This is a genomic window from Jezberella montanilacus (genome assembly GCF_003003055.1).
Classification (GTDB): domain Bacteria; phylum Pseudomonadota; class Gammaproteobacteria; order Burkholderiales; family Burkholderiaceae_B; genus Zwartia; species Zwartia montanilacus.
Genome location: NZ_PVTV01000016.1, coordinates 58,804 through 78,465, shown reverse-complemented (window position 1 = coordinate 78,465; position 19,662 = coordinate 58,804). Strand labels below are relative to the sequence as shown.

17 protein-coding genes are annotated in these 19,662 nt (G+C 53.1%); 6 read left to right on the top strand and 11 right to left on the bottom strand.

Annotation, left to right across the window (positions count from 1 at the left end):
* Positions 1-15: 15 nt before the first annotated feature.
* Genes BCM14_RS12495 through BCM14_RS12470 form a run of 6 tightly spaced genes read right to left on the bottom strand, consistent with a single transcriptional unit; the run spans position 16 to position 3,707 of the window.
* Positions 16-786, bottom strand: a complete 771-nt coding sequence (locus BCM14_RS12495) for a lysophospholipid acyltransferase family protein (RefSeq protein WP_375318490.1) — start codon at positions 784-786, stop codon at positions 16-18.
* Complete coding sequence (locus tag BCM14_RS12490; protein WP_106228375.1) at positions 786-1,769, bottom strand: amidohydrolase family protein; 984 nt, start codon at positions 1,767-1,769, stop codon at positions 786-788. Before BCM14_RS12490 ends, BCM14_RS12495 begins: the two co-directional genes overlap by 1 nt.
* Positions 1,766-2,569: an aspartate carbamoyltransferase gene (locus tag BCM14_RS12485; RefSeq protein WP_106228374.1), complete on the bottom strand. Its 804-nt coding sequence runs from the start codon at positions 2,567-2,569 to the stop codon at positions 1,766-1,768. The genes BCM14_RS12490 and BCM14_RS12485 overlap by 4 nt, the downstream gene beginning before the upstream one ends.
* Positions 2,547-2,948, bottom strand: coding sequence for a Holliday junction resolvase RuvX (gene ruvX, locus BCM14_RS12480; protein ID WP_106228373.1), 402 nt, complete (start codon positions 2,946-2,948; stop codon positions 2,547-2,549). Before ruvX ends, BCM14_RS12485 begins: the two co-directional genes overlap by 23 nt.
* Positions 2,941-3,525, bottom strand: coding sequence for a YqgE/AlgH family protein (locus tag BCM14_RS12475; RefSeq protein ID WP_259673604.1), 585 nt, complete (start codon positions 3,523-3,525; stop codon positions 2,941-2,943). The genes ruvX and BCM14_RS12475 overlap by 8 nt, the downstream gene beginning before the upstream one ends.
* Positions 3,526-3,542: 17 nt before the next feature.
* A complete protein-coding gene (locus BCM14_RS12470; protein WP_106228371.1) occupies positions 3,543-3,707 on the bottom strand; it encodes a rubredoxin in 165 nt (54 codons plus the stop codon).
* 68 nt (positions 3,708-3,775) lie between these two features.
* Here BCM14_RS12470 and thiD point away from each other — a divergent pair, with 68 nt between their 5' ends.
* From thiD to BCM14_RS12440, 6 genes are all read left to right on the top strand, one after another.
* Positions 3,776-4,621 carry a bifunctional hydroxymethylpyrimidine kinase/phosphomethylpyrimidine kinase gene (gene thiD, locus BCM14_RS12465; RefSeq protein ID WP_106228370.1) on the top strand — a complete coding sequence of 282 codons (846 nt, stop codon included), beginning with the start codon at positions 3,776-3,778 and terminating at the stop codon, positions 4,619-4,621.
* 5 nt (positions 4,622-4,626) lie between these two features.
* The gene (gene thiE, locus BCM14_RS12460; RefSeq protein WP_106228369.1) at positions 4,627-5,274 is read left to right on the top strand and encodes a thiamine phosphate synthase; all 648 of its coding nucleotides are present in this window, start codon (positions 4,627-4,629) and stop codon (positions 5,272-5,274) included.
* A gap of 24 nt (positions 5,275-5,298) precedes the next feature.
* Positions 5,299-6,579, top strand: a complete 1,281-nt coding sequence (hemL, locus tag BCM14_RS12455) for a glutamate-1-semialdehyde 2,1-aminomutase (RefSeq protein WP_106228368.1) — start codon at positions 5,299-5,301, stop codon at positions 6,577-6,579.
* A 76-nt stretch (positions 6,580-6,655) separates the two neighbouring features.
* Positions 6,656-7,882: a bifunctional glutamate N-acetyltransferase/amino-acid acetyltransferase ArgJ gene (gene argJ, locus BCM14_RS12450; protein ID WP_106228367.1), complete on the top strand. Its 1,227-nt coding sequence runs from the start codon at positions 6,656-6,658 to the stop codon at positions 7,880-7,882.
* Between the two features lie 21 nt (positions 7,883-7,903).
* Positions 7,904-8,791 (top strand): ATP-binding protein, encoded by an 888-nt coding sequence (locus tag BCM14_RS12445; RefSeq protein ID WP_259673603.1) that lies wholly within the window; start codon positions 7,904-7,906, stop codon positions 8,789-8,791.
* The gene (locus BCM14_RS12440) at positions 8,784-9,752 is read left to right on the top strand and encodes a Nudix family hydrolase (protein WP_106228366.1); all 969 of its coding nucleotides are present in this window, start codon (positions 8,784-8,786) and stop codon (positions 9,750-9,752) included. Before BCM14_RS12445 ends, BCM14_RS12440 begins: the two co-directional genes overlap by 8 nt.
* Here the strand turns inward: BCM14_RS12440 and BCM14_RS12435 are convergent.
* From BCM14_RS12435 to zapD, 5 genes are all read right to left on the bottom strand, one after another.
* Positions 9,708-11,279, bottom strand: a complete 1,572-nt coding sequence (locus BCM14_RS12435; protein WP_259673602.1) for an efflux transporter outer membrane subunit — start codon at positions 11,277-11,279, stop codon at positions 9,708-9,710. The two genes, BCM14_RS12440 and BCM14_RS12435, sit on opposite strands and share 45 nt — an antisense overlap.
* Positions 11,276-14,416, bottom strand: a complete 3,141-nt coding sequence (locus BCM14_RS12430; RefSeq protein ID WP_106228365.1) for an efflux RND transporter permease subunit — start codon at positions 14,414-14,416, stop codon at positions 11,276-11,278. Before BCM14_RS12430 ends, BCM14_RS12435 begins: the two co-directional genes overlap by 4 nt.
* Positions 14,417-14,421: 5 nt before the next feature.
* Positions 14,422-17,505, bottom strand: a complete 3,084-nt coding sequence (locus tag BCM14_RS12425; RefSeq protein WP_106228364.1) for a multidrug efflux RND transporter permease subunit — start codon at positions 17,503-17,505, stop codon at positions 14,422-14,424.
* A 2-nt stretch (positions 17,506-17,507) separates the two neighbouring features.
* Positions 17,508-18,746: an MdtA/MuxA family multidrug efflux RND transporter periplasmic adaptor subunit gene (locus BCM14_RS12420; RefSeq protein ID WP_106228363.1), complete on the bottom strand. Its 1,239-nt coding sequence runs from the start codon at positions 18,744-18,746 to the stop codon at positions 17,508-17,510.
* 126 nt (positions 18,747-18,872) lie between these two features.
* Positions 18,873-19,625, bottom strand: coding sequence for a cell division protein ZapD (zapD, locus tag BCM14_RS12415; protein ID WP_259673601.1), 753 nt, complete (start codon positions 19,623-19,625; stop codon positions 18,873-18,875).
* Between the last annotated feature and the right edge of the window lie 37 nt (positions 19,626-19,662).

The following is a 19,662-nucleotide window of genomic DNA, read 5'->3' as shown; positions in this document are numbered from 1 at the left end:
CTGCCGCTCTGGCGTTCACAACCGATTCAAATCGGCCTCGTGATCGGCTACACCCAAGGCTGATCTAATCGCTTCACGAGCACACTTTGAAAGATCGGCCCTCGATAGGGGCTTCTCTTGATCGGTGGAAATGGCTGGCAAGAAGACCATTTCGACGCGGATCCCGGTTGTACCGAACACGCGCCACATGTTCATCACAAGACTTTCGTCGCCCACGTAGGCAGGATAAGCACTGCGCTGTCCCTGATGGAAGTATTTCACAGCCACAGGTTGAACCAGAACCTTCGCTTTGCGGGCAGGCTCAAACAGGTTTGCATAAAACGGCAACACATCGAAACCTTCAGATGTTGTGCCCTCGGGAAACAAACCCACCGCTTGGTCTCTCTGCAAATGCTCTGCCATGGATTTAGCCACCGCGCTCAGAGCATGTCGCGATCCACGCTCGATAAAGATCGTATCTGCTCCGGCGGCAAGCCAGCCGACGATGGCCCAACTGCGAATTTCACTCTTGGCGATAAATGCAGTGGCGCGAACGTAATTCAACACAAAGATGTCGAGCCAAGAGACGTGGTTGGGGACAATGAGTAAAGGCCCCTTAGAAACGGGCTCGCCAGCGATGACCACCTTGATGCCGCAGATCCACAACAAAACCCTTGACCAGTATTTTTTAGACCAGAGCCGAAACTGCAAACCCAAGATCCAATAGACCAAGGCGATCGTCAAAAGCCCCAAGGCAACCCAGACGAAGCACGCCACGGCTCGAAGGGCGAAACGAAGTGTATGAATCATGTGCGCTCCCAAACGATTTGACCAGTCTTAACGGTCATCGTCACCAAGCCGAGCATACCCATTCCTTCAAAGGGGGTGTAGCAACTCATACTGTTTAAATTGTTCTCGTTCACAGTCCACATCATGTCGGGATCCACCACGCACAGGTCTGCTGTTACTCCGATGGCTAAACCAGCAGAATAGCCCAAACCGACCTCAGCCGGCCGGACGGTGATGCGAGACAAGGCTTGTCGCAAGTCAATCCGCTCTTGGTCGGCCCATTTCAAGACCAGAGCAAGCAGTAACTCAACCCCGCTCGCACCTGGCTGAGCCAAAGCGAACGGCTTGGTTTTACCCTCGGCATCCGCCATGGTGTGCGCTGAACAAATCGCGTCTATTGTGCCATCGCGTAAGCCGGCCCTGATAGCGTCTCGATCACGCTGCCCCCTGAGGGGCGGATCAAGTCTAAAGCGGCTGTCGTAGTAACCAATATCAACATCGGTCAAATGAAGGTGATTGACGCTCACATCACAGGTAAGAGGCAAGCCGGCTTGTTTAGCTGACCTGATCAGGGATAGGCTCGCTGCACTGGATATGCGCCCGATATGAGCAGGTTTTCCAGTCTGCTGTATGGCGCTGATCACCCGAGCAACAAGCGAGGTCTCGACTTGCACGGGCGCAGCCGACAGGCCAAGACGAAAAGCGTAAGCGCCGCTGGCTGCAGCCATCCCCTGGGCCGTTGAAGCAACAAAACCATTCGGGGTTGTCGTGCACGTAATGCCGCCAGCCCAGGCGGCCTGTTCTTCAAAATAATCGGGCGCAAGGTCTACTAAACCGGGCAGTACAAGTTTGCCGCTGGCGTCTATAACGCGCTGCGCAACAAAGTCAGAAGGAGCCCAGTCTGTGCTCACGATTTCGCCACGGGTGATGTAAAGGTCAGCTACCCGATCCAGACCCGTCGCTGGATCGATGACACGTCCCCGCCGAATAATCAGACTCATCGGGCCTCCAGTATCAAGCTGCAGATACTTGCGCAGACTGCGACTCGGACCTTATGTTTATCAGACGGCTCAGTCTGTGCGACCGCCTGCCACGTGATCTGATCCCTTTCAAGGTCTATCACCAGATCGGCATCAGCCTTCGCCCGCCGTGCGTCCTCACAGACCAACACGCCCATTCGCTCGATACCCTCGGGCGCTTCGCCAGCAAGAACAATCGCCCTGACTTCAGGCACACCTACCGTCGTCATTGCGTGAACCAACGATCGGGCAAACCCCGACTCCTGAAGCGATCCGTCGAACACAGCGACCAAGGCGTTTAAATCAGGCCGCCTCTCTCGAATGAGAAACAAGTCAACTAATGCCTCAATCGGTTTAGCGTGACAGCCATCGCCTGCATTCATGACATGTCGTTCCGCTGGCAGGTGTTGCGCTAAAAAATAGGGTGTTCCGCTGACTGGATGTTGCACCACCAACAAGTCGCATTCAATATCAGACAGCTCGTTCAGGGCCTGCTGCCATCCTTGGCCGTCCCTGGGCAAGCTTCCGGGGAATGCCCCGCAGGCAATCCCCAAGAAATGCGTCGCCTCTGTCAGGGCGAGTTGCAAGGCAGACTCGCCTTCTATACCAACCGCCAAGAGGCTTGCCCCGCTATAGGGGTCGGTGCCACCAAGGCCAGCCGTCAAACGATCGAGATACGTCTGAGCACGATCCAATATTTGCAGCAACAAGGCTTTAGGCAAGCCCTCTGTGCAAAGTAAATGGGTCAAACCTTTGTGTCTATTGAGCTGAGGATTGAGCATCAAAATAGCGCTGCAAAATAATCGTCGCAGCGATCGCGTCATCGGGGGCATTGCCGACAATTTGTTGCGCCTGCATACTGCTGCCTCGTTCATCGACTAGTACGACAGGCAGGTTAAATCTTCCATGCAACTGATTGGCAAAACGACGGCATTTCAAGGTCGCGTATTGATCTTGACCATCCGTATTGAGCGCTAAACCAACGACCAGTCGATCGGGCTCCCATTCTTTGAGCAATTCAGCAATCCGGCCGAACCGCCCGATGCGCGTTGCGGCAGTGATGATTTCAAGTGGACGAGCTTGTCGCAGCAAGGTATTGCCCATTGCAACGCCTAGTTTTTTTGTGCCGTAATCAAATGCCAAGAGCGTTTCTTCAAGCATGCCCAGCGACACCTGTCAGCATCGAAGGGTCGATGCCCAGCAGCTTCATCGCTGCAGCGTACCGATCCTCTGGTGCCACGGCAAAAATAACATCCACGTCTGCTGCAACCGTCAACCAAGCATTCTGAGAAATTTCATTTTCTAATTGCCCGGCACCCCACCCCGCATAACCCAGAGTAATGAGTATTTTTTCAGGGCCTGTGCCAGCGGCCACCGCTTGTAAGACATCGCGCGAAGTGGTCAGTGCTAAATCACCGAGCTTGATGCTTGAACTGAAATCACCCGGGGGAGAATGCAGGACGAAGCCACGATCCGTGTGAACCGGGCCACCGAAAAATATGGGCGAGGCGTCCTGGGGGGCGGTTTCAAACTCGAGATCGATTTTTTCTAACAAGCCAGCCAGCGACAGGTCAGTGGGCCGATTGATCACTAAACCCAGTGCCCCTTTCTCTGAGTGCTCGCAGATGTAGATGACCGTACCCGCCAGTTCACCGCCAACAACCCCTGGCATCGCCATGAGAAACTGGTTGGACAAATCAATCGAGATGCTCGCCTCAGCGGCAATTAGTTCGCTCATCGACATCAAATCCTGCTTTAGATTTCCATCAATTCAAAGTCTTCTTTACGGGCACCGCACTCTGGGCAGACCCAATTCGGGGGAACATCTTCCCATTTGGTACCGGGCGCAATGCCGTCGTCAGGACAACCCGCCTCTTCGTCATAAATCCAGCCACAAATCAGACACATCCAGGTTCGCATAATTCTCTCTTTTTGATTTACCAGCCATTAATTAAGATGGCCCGTATTTAAACGACTGTTCTCATACAATGAGAGCAATCTTACATAACTCAGACTATACCGTGACTCTTGCCTCTTTTCCCCTGACTCTCGTTTTCGGACCTTTCGATCCCACTGGCTCGGACGGCCTCCCTGCGGACGCAATTACCTGCGCTATCCTTGGTAGTCACGCTGTGTCCGCCCTGACGGCCATCACGATTCAAGACACAGCCGAAAGTGAGTCGGTCTTGCCTTGCGCCCCTGATCAAATCGATGATCAAGCGCGCTGTGTTCTCGAGGATATGGCAGTACAAGCCATTAAAGTCGGGGCAATCTCCTCAGTCGAGGCAGTCAGTGCTGTTGCCCAGATTGCTGCCGATTACAGTCAGGTGCCCCTGGTTTTACACTTAGGTCCACAAGAAATCAGCTCTGAAGAAGTCGAAGATCAGGACGAAACCGAAGACGTCGTGGGTGCAACCCTTGAATTGCTGGTGCCGCAAGCACATGTCGTGGTGATTGAAGGCCGTCGACTCAATCAATGGATCACTGAAGAAGTCTTAGAGGCGGCTGGGCAAGAGTTAGCGCCTGCCGCTTTGCAAGCAATCGGCGCGGATTGGGTGCTAGTCACCGGAAACCAGCAGCGACCTGGTCATCTGGTCAATATCCTCGTGGGTCCCGACAATCTCACAATTAGTTGGCCCTGGACTGCGCCGCCTGAACGAATAAGGGATTCAGGTGGTCTGGTGGCCACCGCCTTAGCTGCGTTGCTGGCAACTGGACATGGGGTTGAAGATGCTGCGAAAAAAGCTTGCGCTTATGCTGAGGCGTCGCTCAACCAATCTTTTCAACCCGGGATGGGGCAAAGGATTGCCTGCCGCAACCCGATCATCAACTGAAATAGATGACCGGACGACTGAAATTTCCACGAGGTCTGTACGGGGTCACCCCGGATTGGACTGACGCAGACAAGCTCGAAAGCGCTGTGCGACAAGCCATCGCGGGCGGTATGGTTGCCTTACAGTTGCGTCACAAAACAGCAACACCTGAGTTTCGTCGGGACTTGGCTTTACGCTTGTTGCCGATCTGCCGCCACGCAGGCGTACCGCTGTTGATCAACGATGACTGGCGACTGGCGCTAGAAATCAAAGCAGACGGTGTTCATCTGGGGCAACACGATGAAGATCCGGACATTGTTCGGGCCAACGTGGGTGCAGGGATGATGATTGGCGTGTCGTGCTATGCCAGCCTGCCACGCGCTCAGTCACTTTTGCGGTGTGCACCGGTTTATATCGCTTTTGGTGCCATGTTTGCATCAGGTACGAAGCCCTTGGCGCCGCCCGCCCCGCTGACTGTTCTGGGTGAAGCGCTGAGGCTGACAACAAGCATGAGCGAACCTCGACCAAGCGTTGCCGCGATAGGCGGGATCAACCTAAACAATGCGGGCACAGTGATTGACGCAGGGGCCAGCTCGCTCGCGGTGGTGGGTGGTCTGTTTCAGGCAACCGATATCACCAGCACAGCACGTGCTTTTTCTGAACTTTTTAATTGATCGATCTTTTATCCAGGTAAAACCATGTCAACCAATGCAGAACTCTTTGAACGCGCCAGTCGCAGCATTCCAGGCGGTGTGAACTCCCCAGTACGCGCTTTTCGCTCGGTCGGTGGCACACCTCGCTTTGTAGCCAGGGCCCAAGGCCCCTATTTCTGGGATGCGGAAGACAAGCGCTATATCGATTACATCGGTTCCTGGGGTCCTGCTATTTTGGGCCATGCGCACCCAGAAGTGGTGCGCGCCGTGCAAGAAGCTGCGGTGCATGGCCTGTCTTACGGTGCGCCGACAGAAGCTGAGATCATCATCGCTGAAATGCTGATTGAACGACTGCCTTCAATGGAAATGGTGCGCTTGGTCAGTTCAGGTACCGAAGCGACCATGACTGCCATTCGGCTCGCCCGCGGGGCAACGGGTCGCAACAAAATCATCAAATTCGAGGGCTGTTATCACGGCCATGCCGACAGCCTGTTAGTCAAAGCGGGATCCGGGTTACTAACCTTCGGCAACCCAACGTCGGCTGGTGTCCCACCTGAGTTTGTCGCACACACCATTGTGCTTGACTACAACGATATCGAAGGCGTCAAACAAGCTTTTGCCCAGCACGGACAAGACATCGCCTGTGTCATCGTTGAACCCATTGCCGGCAATATGAACTTAATCAAACCGATTGCTGGGTTTCTAGAAACTCTACGCAGCGAATGTACGAATCACGCTGCGGTATTGATTTTTGATGAGGTCATGACAGGCTTTCGGGTGGGTGCACAAGGCGTACAAGGTTTATCTGGTGTCACGCCTGACCTCACTACCTTAGCTAAAGTCATCGGCGGAGGGATGCCTATCGGTGCCTTCGGTGGTCGTGCGGACATCATGAAACACATCGCACCGCTTGGTGGCGTTTATCAAGCCGGTACGTTGTCTGGCAATCCCGTTGCCGTTGCGGCAGGCATCACGACACTTAAGCTCCTATCCGCTCCTGGCTTTTACGAAGATCTTGCAAGCCGAACCAAAAAATTAACAGACGGATTGTCGGAGAGCGCCAAAGCAAATAGCATCCCGTTTAGTGCCGACAGCGTGGGTGGCATGTTTGGCGTGTATTTCGCCGACCAAGTTCCCACCACCCTGGCTGAAGTTGCAGCCAGCAACATCGAGAGGTTCAAGGTCTTTTTCCACGCCATGTTGGATGAGGGTGTTTATTTCGCCCCTTCAGCCTACGAGGCGGGTTTTGTGTCCGCCACTCACGACGATAGTGTTATTCAGGCAACAATTGATGCGGCTGAGCGAGTGTTCGCAAAACTAAAATGAACAGATTGCAAAATAGTCGTCACGCAAAAAAGCGATAATTACCTGCTTCGTCCCTATAACCTAATGAGTGAGAGTCATGGCCGTTAACTTGCACATTCCCGCAGACCACGAGATTTATCCGATTGCCGGCATTGAAATCGGTGTGACAGAAGCTGGTATCCGTAAAGCTGATCGTCGTGATCTGACCGTGTTTCGGTTAAGCGAAGGGACGAGTGTTGCCGGGGTTTTTACGCGCAATCGTTTTCGCGCCGCACCGGTTACCGTTTGTGAGCGCCACCTGGCTTCAACGACGGGGATACGAGCCTTGGTGATCAACACCGGCAATGCCAACGCAGGCACAGGCGAGACTGGCTTGCAGGCGGCAGAGCAAACCTGTGCCGCGCTCGGTGCACTGCTCGGCACGAAAGCCGATCAAATTATGCCTTTTTCTACTGGCGTCATTCTTGAGCAGCTGCCCGTTGATCGTCTGATTGCCGGCTTGCCTGGCGCTATTGCAAACTTATCCGAAACCAATTGGGTTAGTGCAGCGCACGGCATCATGACCACCGATACGCTACCGAAAATTTATTCGCAACGCGTTGAAATCGGCGGCAAGACTGTCACCTTGACGGGCATCAGCAAAGGCGCTGGCATGATCCGCCCCAACATGGCGACCATGTTGGGCTTTCTGGGCACCGACGCGGGTATCGACCAAGGTTTGCTTACCAGTCTGGCCAAAGAAGTAGCTGATGTGTCGTTCAATCGCATCACGGTTGACGGCGATACCTCGACTAATGATTCGTTCATCATCATGGCAACCGGCAAGAGCGGCCTGACGATCAGCAATACAACCGATCCTAATTATCAAATCCTCAAAGCAGCTTTGGCCGAGGCGGCAGCCGACCTGGCGCAAAAGATCGTACGTGACGCCGAAGGCGCAACAAAATTCATGACGGTTCAGGTTGAACAAGCCAAAGACGTGGACGAGGCTTTGCTAGTAGCCTACGCAGTGGCACAGTCACCCCTGGTCAAGACTGCCTTTTTTGCCTCGGATCCGAACTTGGGTCGTATCGTTTGCGCAGTCGGTTACGCTGGGATTCCTGATCTCGACGTCTCTCATGTCAATCTGTGGCTAGGCGATGTTCACGTCGTGCTTGATGGCGGTCGCAACCCAAGTTATCAAGAAGCAGACGGGCAACGTATCATGAAAGAAGCCGAGATCGTGATGCGTATCGGTCTGGGCCGAGGCACAGCGAGCGACACCGTCTACACCTGCGACTTTTCACACGAGTATGTCAGCATCAATGCTGATTACCGTTCTTGATTTTTAATTCGAACACCTCTAATGAACTCTTCAAATCTTGTGAGTACCCCTGAAATAGCCGAACTCCTTTCACGCATGAATCGTGTGCTCGGTCAACTTGAAGCCTATCTGCCTCCTGCCCCGCCACCAACCAACTGGAATGCACCTGCGTTTCGCTGGCGTAAACGCGGGGCCTCACATGGCTGGCTTGACGCGATTGCCCATGTGAGTTTGATCAATACGATTGATCTGCAACATATTGATCGTCAAAAAGAGATCATTGACCGCAACACTCGTCACTTCATCGAAGGTAAGCCATCGAACAATGTCCTGATGACAGGCGCTCGCGGCACCGGCAAAAGCTCCTTAGTCAAAGCCATGCTCGCTAAATATAGTGAGCAAGGTTTGAGACTGATCGAAGTCGACAAAGCTGATATGGCCGACCTGCCCGACATTGTTGAGATGGTAGGTAATCGACCCGAGCGCTTTATCGTATTCTGTGACGACTTATCGTTTGAAGAAGGTGAAGCCGGCTACAAAGCCCTGAAATCTGTACTGGATGGCTCTGCCGCATCAACGGGCAATAACGTGTTGATTTATGCGACGTCTAATCGACGCCACCTGATGCCTGAATACATGAGCGAAAACCTGTCTTATCAACATCAGAGCGACGGCGAAATTCATCCCGGCGAAACGGTGGAAGAAAAGATTTCGCTGTCCGAGCGCTTTGGTCTCTGGATTTCTTTCTACCCCTTCCGTCAGGACGACTACCTCGACATTGTGCAACATTGGCTGCGCACATTGGGGTGCGATGACGCAGTTGTCCAAGCTTCGCGCACAGAAGCCCTGCAGTGGGCGCTCGAACGCGGCTCACGATCTGGTCGAGTGGCCTGGCAATTCGCGCGGGATTGGGCAGCAAGACATGCCTGAGAAAATTGTTGAGGCTGCCGTTGGTGTTTTGCTAAGACCAGACGGAACCGTTTTGCTGGGCAGCAGGCCTGCGGGCAAGCCATGGGCTGGGATGTGGGAACTTCCCGGTGGCAAAATTGAGCCAGGCGAATCAGTGATGCAGGCGCTTACGCGCGAGCTGCACGAAGAATTGGGCATCACCGTGACACGCGCCACACCCTGGGTCACCTACACCCACGTCTACCCTACTGCCACGGTTAGGCTCTCATTTTGTCAAGTGACACAGTGGGACGGAGAACCCGAAGGACTTGAGGGGCAGCAGTTGCGCTGGGTCGACATCAAACATGCTCAAGAAGTACCGCACTTGCTGCCGGCAACCTATCCACCGCTTCGCTGGCTGTTATTGCCAGACTTCTATGCGATTTCTTCTGTCGGTTCGCCCGAGGGAGTCGACACCTTTTTATCGCGCCTGGATCATGCACTGACAAATGGTCTGCGCTTGCTGCAATGGCGCGAACCAGCTTGGATAACCGGGGCGGATTCGCCCGATCTGCATGATCTATTGCGCAAAGTCCTTGCTCGATGCCATGCTACCGGGGCTAAAGTGCTAGTTAATAGCGTTCATCCAGAATCGTGGTGGCTGGAAGCCGACGGTGTGCATCTGCGCCAAACCGAGGCAGCGCTCATCAACGAACGCCCTCACTCCTTAACCAACGATAAATTGCTCGCCGTGTCTACCCACGATGCGACCGAATTGGCTCATGCAAGGCGGCTCGGTGCGGATTTTGCAGTCTTGGGGCCAGTGCTGCCTACAGCCTCTCATCCAGGTCACCCAGGCATGGGATGGGAGCAATTCAGTTGCCTCAACGAACAAGCCGGGTTGCCCGTTTACGCCTTGGGCGGACAATCAGCTGAGACGCTGGTTCAAGCCAAACAATCAGGGGCCCACGGCATTGCTGCTATCCGCGGCGGATTGCGCTGAGGATAGCTCAGTCGCTAAATCGTCTGGACGAATTTCTTTGCCCTGCTTGTCGATTTGTTCAATCTTGTCCATCGACCAGCCGCCCCCGAGTGCGACAACTAAATTAACGCTAGCGGCCAGACGACTACCGAGCAAGCCGATATAGTTACTTTCTGCGTTAAGCGCGCTGGTTTGCAGGACAGCAACGCTCAAATAATCAACTAAACCTTGGTTGTACTGATTCATGGCTAAACGGACAGCCTCTTTTGAAGACTCCATCGCTCGGCGCGAGGATTGAAGCTCTCTGTCATACACACGCAACTGAATCATCGCATTATCAACTTGCTGCAACGCCTGCAAAACCGTTAAACGATAAGCCGCGGTTTGCGCATCAAAGATCGCCCGGTTTTGATCGATGAGCGCGTTACGCGTGCCACCATCAAAAATCGCCTGAGCAATGCTCGGCCCTAAAGACCAATACTGCGCAGGGGCGGTGATCCATTGAAGGAAATTGGTTGTTTGATACCCGCCCGTCGCCGAGAGTGTCAACGCTGGAAACCAGGCAGCAACTGCCACGCCCACTTGGGCATTCGCCGCTTCAACTTGCATCGTCGCCCCAGCGATATCTGGCCGCTGTTCAAGCAACGTGGATGGCAAGCCCACCGGAATGGTCGGAGGCTTGATAGCAAAAGCTTCGGGCTCGATGTTGAAAGACGAAGGTGGACGAGCAAGCAGCACCGCGATGGCATTTTGATACACCATGCGTTGTTGTTCTGTATCAATCAGTTGTGCACGGGTGCTTTCTAATTGGGTCGTTGCCGTCGCCACATCGCCTGGATTAGCGACACCGGCGTTATATTTATTTTGTGTCAAGGTCAACGAGCGTTCATAGGATTGAACCGACGTGCTTAAGACGCGCGCCGTCTCATCGAGCGTCCGTAACTGCATATAGGTCAGCGCTAGCGTGCTTTGTGCCGTCAACCGAGCACCAGCCAAGTTGGCTGCTGCCAGCTTTCTGTTCGCCGTCTGGCCCTCAACATTACGACGCACGCTACCCCATATATCCAAGGTCCAGCTCGCAGTCGCCGACAATTTATAAACGTCATAATCGTTGGACGCAGCGGTACCCGTTGAACTCACCGCCGTGCCACCGATACCCGTCATGCCGCCATTGACCGACAAGGTCGGCATCAAGGCTGCCTGTGAACTGCGAAGCACTGCAACAGCTTGCCGGTACTGCGCCTCAGACTGAGCCACGCTCAAATTCGATTCATTAAGCTGCTGCATCAGCCCATTTAAGGTGGCGTCGCCAAACATCTCCCACCAAGTCCCTTTAGAACGGGTAGCCATGGCCGGATCAACGGGTTGCCACCCAGACGCCTCCCGAAACTGAGCGCCCAGCTCAAGCGGGGGGCGGACGTAATCCGGACCGACCATACAGCCCAGCAGCGACACAAGCAAAACACTCAGCACGCCTAGGCGCGATAGCCGAAGATAAAACCTGACGGGGGACAAATGCGAGTCGATCATTGTTAGGGGATGCTTCATGTTGAATGCTTGGTACGAACCGGAGGATTAGATGCAAGTCGCTTGAACAGTCTTCGGGATTTCAACCAAGTGGCGAAGCGGTCAAGGTAGAGGTAAACCACGGGGGTCGTGTAGAGTGTCAACAGCTGGCTCAAAACGAGACCACCTAAAATAGTTATTCCAAGTGGTTGACGCATCTCGACACCTGCACCGGTTGCGAACACTAATGGTAAGGCACCAAAGATCGCCGCACTGGTGGTCATCAAAATCGGGCGTAAGCGAGTCATACAGGCAAGATGGATTGCCTCTTTCGGGGCAAGGCCATCACTGCGCTGAGCCTCTAGCGCAAAATCCACCATCATGATGGCATTTTTCTTGACGATGCCGATCAATAAAAAGACACCAATTAAAGCAATCAGACTGAACTCGGTTTTTAAAACAATGAGCGCCAATAAAGCACCGACTCCCGCCGATGGCAGTGTCGACAAAATGGTCAGGGGATGAATGGTGCTCTCGTAGAGCATGCCCAGTACGATGTACATGGTAATGATGGCGGCGAGAATCAAATAGGGCTGACTAGACAGAGACTTTTGCAAAAGCTGCGCCGTCCCTTGAAAACCCGCCTGTATCTTGTCTGTCGGGAGGTTAATCTCGTCCACCGCCCGAGCAATGGCGTCGGTTGCCTGCCCCAGCGTCACATTGGGAGCCAGATCAAAAGAGATTGTGTCAGCAGCAAACAGACCTTGATGCTTCACCGAGATTGGCGCGTTGCGGTTTTCAAAGCTGCTAAACGCCTTCAGCGGTACTCGTTCGCCACTCTTATTCATCACGTACACGTCATCAAGGGACTGTGGGCCGATGGCGTGATCGGGCGACACACCCAAGACAACTCGATACTGGTTGAGTGGTCGATAAATGACGGATATCTGACGCTGGGCGAAGGCATTATTAAGCTGCGCAGTAATAGCCGCCATTGAGACGCCTAAACGCGTGGCTGCCTCGCGGTTGACGACCAGATCGATTTCCCGACCTTTGTCCTCGACATCCGTGTCAACGTCCACGAGTTCGGGTAACTTAGCCATGGCCTGCTGAACCTTGGGCATCCACTCTTTCAAATCTTGCAGCTCAGAGGCCATCAGCGTGTATTGATAACTCGAGCTAGTCGTTCTGCCACCAGCCCTTACATCTTGCGCAGCGATTAGAAAGAGCCGTGCACCAGGCGTACCGCCTAGTTGTGGCCGTAACCGATTGATGATGTCCTGCGCCGCCAGTTTCCGTTCAGCAAAGGGTTTTAATTGCACGGCTAAGAAACTCGTGTTTCCCCCACCAGAGCCGCCTGCAAAGGCAGTGACAGAATCAACGGCGGGATCCGCCAGCACGGTCTTGCGAAACTTATCCAGCTTGGGCGTCATCGCCTGAAACGATGTGCCTGAATCAGTCGCGAAGAAACCAATGACCAAACCGGTATCTTGAGGCGGAAATAAACCTTTAGGGATGACTTTGTACAGATACACATTCAACACGATCGTACCCAGTAATACCAACATCGTGATCCTGCTATGTCGGAGCGCGACGTTTAATGACCGACCATAAAACGACATTACTCCAGCCAGAACACGCTCAAAATAGTTGTTCCAGTTAGTCAACCAGTTATGCGTTCTCTTAGTTCCGCTTTTATCCACTGGCTTGAGAAGCACCGCTGCCATCATGGGTGTCAACGTCAGCGATACAAGCATCGAGATCACAATCGCAACCGACAAGGTCACTGCAAATTCACGAAACAGTCGTCCGGGCAAACCGCCCATAAGCAAAATCGGAATAAAAACGGCGATCAGCGAAATACTCATTGAGACGACTGTAAAGCCAACTTCTTTCGTCCCCCTGAGTGCGGCCCTCAGTGGTCTCTCACCTTTCTCCATATGCCGGATGATGTTCTCCAGCACAACAATGGCGTCATCGACGACAAAACCCGTCGCAATAATCAGGCCCATCAACGACATCAAATTGACAGAAAAGTGCAATAAATACATCGCACCAAACGTACCCAAAAGGGATACTGGCACAGCTAGCGTCGGGATCAAGGCCGCACGCCAGTTACCCAAAAACATGAGCACCACCAGCATCACCAGCACGATAGCGATGATGAGCGTCTTTTCAGATTCGAAGACTGACACCCGAATGGTCGGGCTACGGTCCATCGCCACATCGACGGTCACGTCAGCTGGCAAAATCGCTTTAAGTGCAGGTAACTCTGCTCGAATCGCATCCACTGTTTTAATAATATTTGCTTTGGCTTGTGCGCGAACAATGACCAAAATTGCTGGGTTTTCATTAAAAAATCCGACGTTACGGATGTCTTCAACTGAATCCTCTACTGTCGCAACGTCTGATAATCGCACGGGCGCACCGTTTCGCCAGGCAACGATCAAAGGGCGATATTTAGCCGCATTAGCAAGCTGATCGTTGGCAGTAACTTGCCAACGATAGCTATCGTTCTCCAGCAAACCTTTTGGTGTTAACACGTTTGAGCCTGAGATGGCTGTGCGAACAGTATCCAGCGCAATGCCATATTGCGACAAGGCCTCCGGATCGAGATTGATGCGCACGGCTGGATTCGAGCTACCGCCCACCTCTACCTCGCCCACACCAGAGATCTGTGAAAGCTTTTGCATGACAATCGTGGTCGCCAAATCATAAATTTGTCCAACGGCCAGAGTGTTTGAGCGCAAAGCCAAAATCATCACTGGCGCTGAGGACGGGTTCACTTTTTTATAGGTGGGATTTTGTCGCAACCCGCTCGGCATCAGGGCCCTCGCCGCATTAATCGCCGCCTGGACATCCTTGGCAGCATCGTTAACGCTACGGTCCAATTCAAACTGCAAGGTGATCCGTGTTGACCCAACCGTGCTGCTTGAGGTCATTTCATTCAAGCCAGCAATGGTTCCGAGAGATGATTCCAACGGCGTCGCCACGGTCGCGGCCATGACTTCCGGATTAGCCCCGGGTAAGTTTGCACTCACCGAAATACCGGGAAACTCAATTTGAGGTAACGGTGCGATCGGTAAAAATGAATAGGCCAGAATACCGGCCAACACCACAGCGACCCAGACAAGTGTCGTCGCGACTGGACGCATAATGAAGGGCCCTGAAATATTCATGTTGATCAGCCTGTAGTCGGCCGTGCGACAGCGCCGGTGCGCAGCCGATCAAAAAACAGATAAATAACAGGCGTTGTAAACAAGGTCAGCACTTGACTCACCATCAGACCACCAACCATGACCAGACCGAGTGGTTGACGCAACTCGGCCCCAGTGCCCGTCGCCAGCATGAGTGGAACCGCACCAAAGAGAGCGGCCAGGGTAGTCATCAATATCGGTCGAAAACGCAACAACGCTGCTTGATGAATGGCCTCGCGAGGCGATAGTCCCTGCTTGCGCTCAGCATCAAGCGCAAAGTCAATCATCATGATGGCGTTTTTCTTAACAATGCCAATCAAGAGAATGATGCCAATAATCCCGATCATGTCGAGATCACGACCTGTCAAGAGCAACGCGAGTAATGCGCCGATGGCTGCGGACGGTAGCGTTGATAGAATCGTGATGGGGTGGATGAAACTCTCATACAGAATCCCCAGCACAATATACATCGTGACAATGGCAGCCAAGATCAGCAACAAAGTGCTGGATAGCGAGGATTCAAAGGCCTGCGCAGCGCCCTGAAACCGGGTACGAACACCCAGCGGGATTTCAAGTTCGCGTTCAGCGGCATTGATAAGGGCTACCGCATGAGACAACGACGCACCAGCAGCAAGATTGAACGAAATCGTCACTGCGGGGAACTGGCCGATTCGATTAATAACTTGCAAGCTGCGTCGTTCCGAGATCTTTGCCACACTTGATAATGGCACTGGATTGCCTGCAGACGTCTGAACATAGATTGCATCCAACGAGCCTGCATCGCGACGGAACTCGGGCGCAACTTCAACCACAACGCGATACTGATTCGACTGGGTAAAGACAGTCGACACCTGGCGCTGCGAAAAAGCATCGTTGAGTGCGTCATCAATCAGTTGTGTGGTTACCCCAAGGCGTGCTGCTGCTTCGCGATCAATTTCGACGTAGGTCGATAAGCCTTGATTTTGCAGGTCGTCCACCACGTCTGCCAGCTGAGGAATCGTACGCAATTTGTCGATCAAAATCGGAACCCACTGCGCGAGCACTTCAGCGTCAGGATTTTCGAGCGTTAATTGATATTGCGTTCGGCTGACGCGATCTTCGATGGTCAAATCTTGGATGGGTTGAAAATAGAATCTCAGCTCATCCACTGCAGAAACAGTCTGCTGCAGCTGCCGGATAATGGTCATCACACTATCCGATCGCTTCGCATGAGGTTTTAAGGCGATCTGCATCCGCCCGGCGCTCAGTGTTGCGTTGCTCGTGTCGACCCCAATAAAAGAGGATATCGTCTCGATCTCTGGATTCTGTAGCAGCAACTTGACGGCATCCTGCTGCCTTCTGGACATCTCAGCAAACGACACATTAGCAGGTGCTTGCGTAATGACCTGAATCAGACCGGTATCCTGCTGCGGGAAAAAACCTTTTGGCACCAACACATACAGACCCCACGTCACGGCAAATGTGGCAAGCGCCACCATGAGCGTCAGTCTCTGCCGATTCAACACAAACTGAAGTGCTGAGTCGTACAGAGCAATCAGACGATCAATGAACAGACCACATTGCGTTACAAACCAACCATGCTTCTCCTCGTGCCCAGCGCGCAGCAAGCGCGAGCATAGCATCGGTGTCAGCGTGAGCGAGATCACCAACGACAAAAGGATAGCCACTGCCAAGGTCACCGCAAACTCGCGAAACAAACGACCCACCACTTCAGACATAAACAAGAGCGGGATCAGCACTGCAATCAGCGACACGGTGAGTGATACCAGTGTGAAGCCAATCTGCGAGGCGCCTTTCAAGGCCGCCTGCAATTTAGTCTCACCCGCCTCAAGATACCGCGCAATGTTTTCAATCATCACGATGGCATCATCCACCACGAAACCGGTCGCGATCGTCATGGCCATCAAAGTCAGGTTATTGATACTAAATCCAGTGAGATACATCACGCCGAACGTCCCCACCAGCGACAGAGGCACGACCACACTCGGGATAAAGGTGGCAGTCATGGTGCGCAAAAATACGAAAGTGACAAGCACAACAAGTCCGATGGCGATAAGCATTTCTTGTTGCACGTCACGCACAGACTCGCGGATTGTCTGAGTGCGATCTGACATCAAGGTGACATCGAAATTGGCGGGCAAGGCAAGGCGCACTTGAGGCAATAAAGTCTGAATGCGATCAACCACTTCGATGACATTCGCACCGGGTTGCCTTTGCACATTGAGCAGTACAGCCGGCTGGGTACCGTTCCAGGCAGCCAATCGGACATCCTCCGGGCCGATAACTACCGTCGCCACATCCGATAGTTTCAATGGCGCATTATTTTTATATGCCAGAATCAAGTCGAGGTAATCAGTTGGCGACTTGACCTGATCATTGGTATTAATGGTTGTCGAGCGCAACGGACCGTCAAGCGTTCCCTTGGGCTGATTCACGTTTGCTGCAACAATCGCAGTCCGCAAATCTGCCATGGTTAAACCCATCGCGGAGAGCGATTTGGGATTGGCCTGAATTCGAACAGACGGGCGCTGTCCGCCCAACACAGTGACCAAACCGACACCTGGAACCTGAGATAATTTTTGTGCGATTCGGGTATCGACCAAATCACGCACTTGAGGCAAAGGCACTGTCGGAGACGTAATGGCCAAGGTCACGACTGGCGCATCCGCAGGATTGACTTTGTTGTAGATCGGCGGCGCGGGCAGATCCTTAGGCAATAAATTGAACGCAGCATTGATGGCCGCCTGCACCTGCTGCTCTGCAACATCGAGCGGCAGCTCAAGAACGAACTGCAAGGTAATCACCGAGATCCCTGCCGAGCTACTAGAGGCCATCTGATTCAGGCCGGGCATTTGCCCAAACTGTGTCTCAAGCGGAGAGGTCACCAACGAAGCCATCACATCAGGGCTCGCACCGGGATAGCCTGTGGTGACCTGGATAGTGGGGTAATCAACCTCAGGCAACGACGAAACTGGCAACGAGCGGTAGGCAACAAGACCACAAAGCAACATGGCCACCATGGCAAGCGTGGTGGCGACGGGCCTCGTGATAAACGGGCGGGAAAGATTCACGGCTATTTCGTCTTAGGGGACGTTGATCCACCAGGCCGTCGACCGGCCGGATTCTGACCACCACTACCATTGGGCGCATTGTCGTCAACTACCCGCACCTTGGCTCCTGCGCGCAATTTGTCGGTCCCTTCCAAAACAACTTTATCCCCAACTGAGACACCGTCTAAAACAACGACTCGATCGTCAGTGGTGGCACCGGTCTTGACCTTTTTGATGGCGACAGTACCGTCATCCTGCAAAACATAGACAAAGGGCCCTTGACTGCTTTGCTGGACGGAGGCTGCCGACACGGTTGCCGCGTCTTTAATTGTTTTGACCAGAATCCGTGCGTTGACGAACTGATTGGGGAACAAGGCATCATCATCGTTAGTAAACTGCGCTTTGAGCTTGAACGTACCCGTCGTTACGTCAATCTGATTATCAACCGTCGTCAGATAACCTTGAGCGAGCCGCTTCGTATCGGGCCGATCATAAACATCGACCACCAGCTTTTTTCCGGCGAGCAGGGGAGCACGGACTTCTTCCAGGCTGCTCTCAGGCAAAGTAAAGATAACGTTAATGGGCTGAGTTTGAGTCAGTACAACAATGCCCTGTGGGTCATTGCTTGTCAGGATATTACCGACGTCAAATTGCCGGAGGCCCAAACGTCCGGGGATTGGCGCAACGATCCGGGTGAAATCCAGTTGCAACTGTGCGTTGTCAACCGCAGCCTGATCAGTCAACATCAGGGCTTGATATTTTTTTACCAAGGCGACTTGTGTATCAACAGTTTGACCGGCAATCGACTTCTGATCCCGCAAGGTTTCGTAACGCTTTAAATCCAGCTTGGCATTCTCGTATTGAGAGCGATCTTGAGCCAGCGTCCCTTTGGCCTGATCCAAGGCTACCTGATAGGGACGAGGGTCGATTCGGGCGATCAGATCCCCCACTTTGACTTTATCGCCTTCCTTGAAGGGGATTTGTATTACTTCACCCTGAACCCGGCTGCGCAAGGTCACCGTGGCATAAGCGGTGACTGTCCCCAGACCACGCAGATAGATGTCAAAGTCTTTGGCCAGCACTGGTTCAAGTTTGACCGCAACAGGGATTTGAGCGGTCGGAGGTGGCCCTTTAGGTACCGCGTTTTCTTTGATGCGGACCGAAACGATCCACGCAATGGCGCAAACAACAGCGAACAAGCCCAGCCCAATCAGAAGTTTGGAGTTTTCCCGGACAACATTTAATAAACGACGGTCAGGCATTCGGATCCCAATAGATATCTGGCTAGAAGGCTAGTATAGAGGGGTTTAGAAGTCACTTTGACGTCATAAGTTCCGTTGCGTAACTTTTTGTAACCGATCGTCTCTATTACTAAAAAGCACAAGCAATTAGAGCGAGCACAACGCCATTTTGAACGAGACATCTTGAGCGACCGCCTGCGGTCGAAGCTCGCCATCTTGCGTGGCGAAGCGAATCCACACCATGTATTTATTCGCACTAATTTCAGGGAAAATCTGCTCGTTATCGCTCACCCATACCCTGAGCAACTGATAGACCTTGCCCCCAAGCATTTGTTGAAACCCCCCTTGGGAGCCCACGACTGCATTCGGTTGGGTCGATTCACGCAACATACCCAACACCATGGCAATACCTTCTTTCAGCGGCTCGAGGGGTTCTATCCACTTTTGCAGGTCGGCACAACGCGCATCAACATCACGGCATTGCCAGGCATGAAACGAAGGCATATCGACTTGCGTGCCGCCACCAGGAACCGCCAAACGACCTCTAAGGCTAGTCAACCAGTCGTTGTCTCTCAGCGTTTGCCCTGTTTTGCCTGTTGCAATCAGATTGCTCGTCACGCTGTCCATCTGCGACAAGGTATGTTGCAGGGCGTTTGTATCCACGCCCGGATGATCTTGTAGCGCTAATAACGCGACTCGTTGACGATCGAGATCTTGCAAAACGCTGCTCTTCATATCCGCACGCTCAGTGGCATCCAGCAGATCAAACAACGCAGCAAGGGCCACTTGATGCAGTCTCGCATCACCCGGTTGTGCAAAGAAAGTCAAGCGATCAAACAGATATTCGAGCCTCATTAAGGCTCGAACACGTTCGTTAAAAGGATATTCAAAAAGGATCACTGACGCTTGAGCTCTTTAAAAGCAATACAACTGGGTT

Bases quoted from the DNA above. Each gene is read 5' to 3' on its own strand.
- argJ (WP_106228367.1), top strand. From the start codon at position 6,656: ATGGCCGTTAACTTGCACATTCCCGCAGACCACGAGATTTATCCGATT.
- BCM14_RS12435 (WP_259673602.1), bottom strand. From the start codon at position 11,279: ATGAAGCATCCCCTAACAATGATCGACTCGCATTTGTCCCCCGTCAGG.
- BCM14_RS12430 (WP_106228365.1), bottom strand. From the start codon at position 14,416: ATGAATATTTCAGGGCCCTTCATTATGCGTCCAGTCGCGACGACACTT.
- BCM14_RS12470 (WP_106228371.1), bottom strand. From the start codon at position 3,707: ATGCGAACCTGGATGTGTCTGATTTGTGGCTGGATTTATGACGAAGAG.
- thiD (WP_106228370.1), top strand. From the start codon at position 3,776: ATGAGAGCAATCTTACATAACTCAGACTATACCGTGACTCTTGCCTCT.
- BCM14_RS12490 (WP_106228375.1), bottom strand. From the start codon at position 1,769: ATGAGTCTGATTATTCGGCGGGGACGTGTCATCGATCCAGCGACGGGT.
- BCM14_RS12475 (WP_259673604.1), bottom strand. From the start codon at position 3,525: ATGAGCGAACTAATTGCCGCTGAGGCGAGCATCTCGATTGATTTGTCC.
- BCM14_RS12485 (WP_106228374.1), bottom strand. From the start codon at position 2,569: ATGCTCAATCCTCAGCTCAATAGACACAAAGGTTTGACCCATTTACTT.
- hemL (WP_106228368.1), top strand. From the start codon at position 5,299: ATGTCAACCAATGCAGAACTCTTTGAACGCGCCAGTCGCAGCATTCCA.
- BCM14_RS12440 (WP_106228366.1), top strand. From the start codon at position 8,784: ATGCCTGAGAAAATTGTTGAGGCTGCCGTTGGTGTTTTGCTAAGACCA.
- BCM14_RS12420 (WP_106228363.1), bottom strand. From the start codon at position 18,746: ATGCCTGACCGTCGTTTATTAAATGTTGTCCGGGAAAACTCCAAACTT.
- BCM14_RS12445 (WP_259673603.1), top strand. From the start codon at position 7,904: ATGAACTCTTCAAATCTTGTGAGTACCCCTGAAATAGCCGAACTCCTT.
- thiE (WP_106228369.1), top strand. From the start codon at position 4,627: ATGACCGGACGACTGAAATTTCCACGAGGTCTGTACGGGGTCACCCCG.
- ruvX (WP_106228373.1), bottom strand. From the start codon at position 2,948: ATGCTTGAAGAAACGCTCTTGGCATTTGATTACGGCACAAAAAAACTA.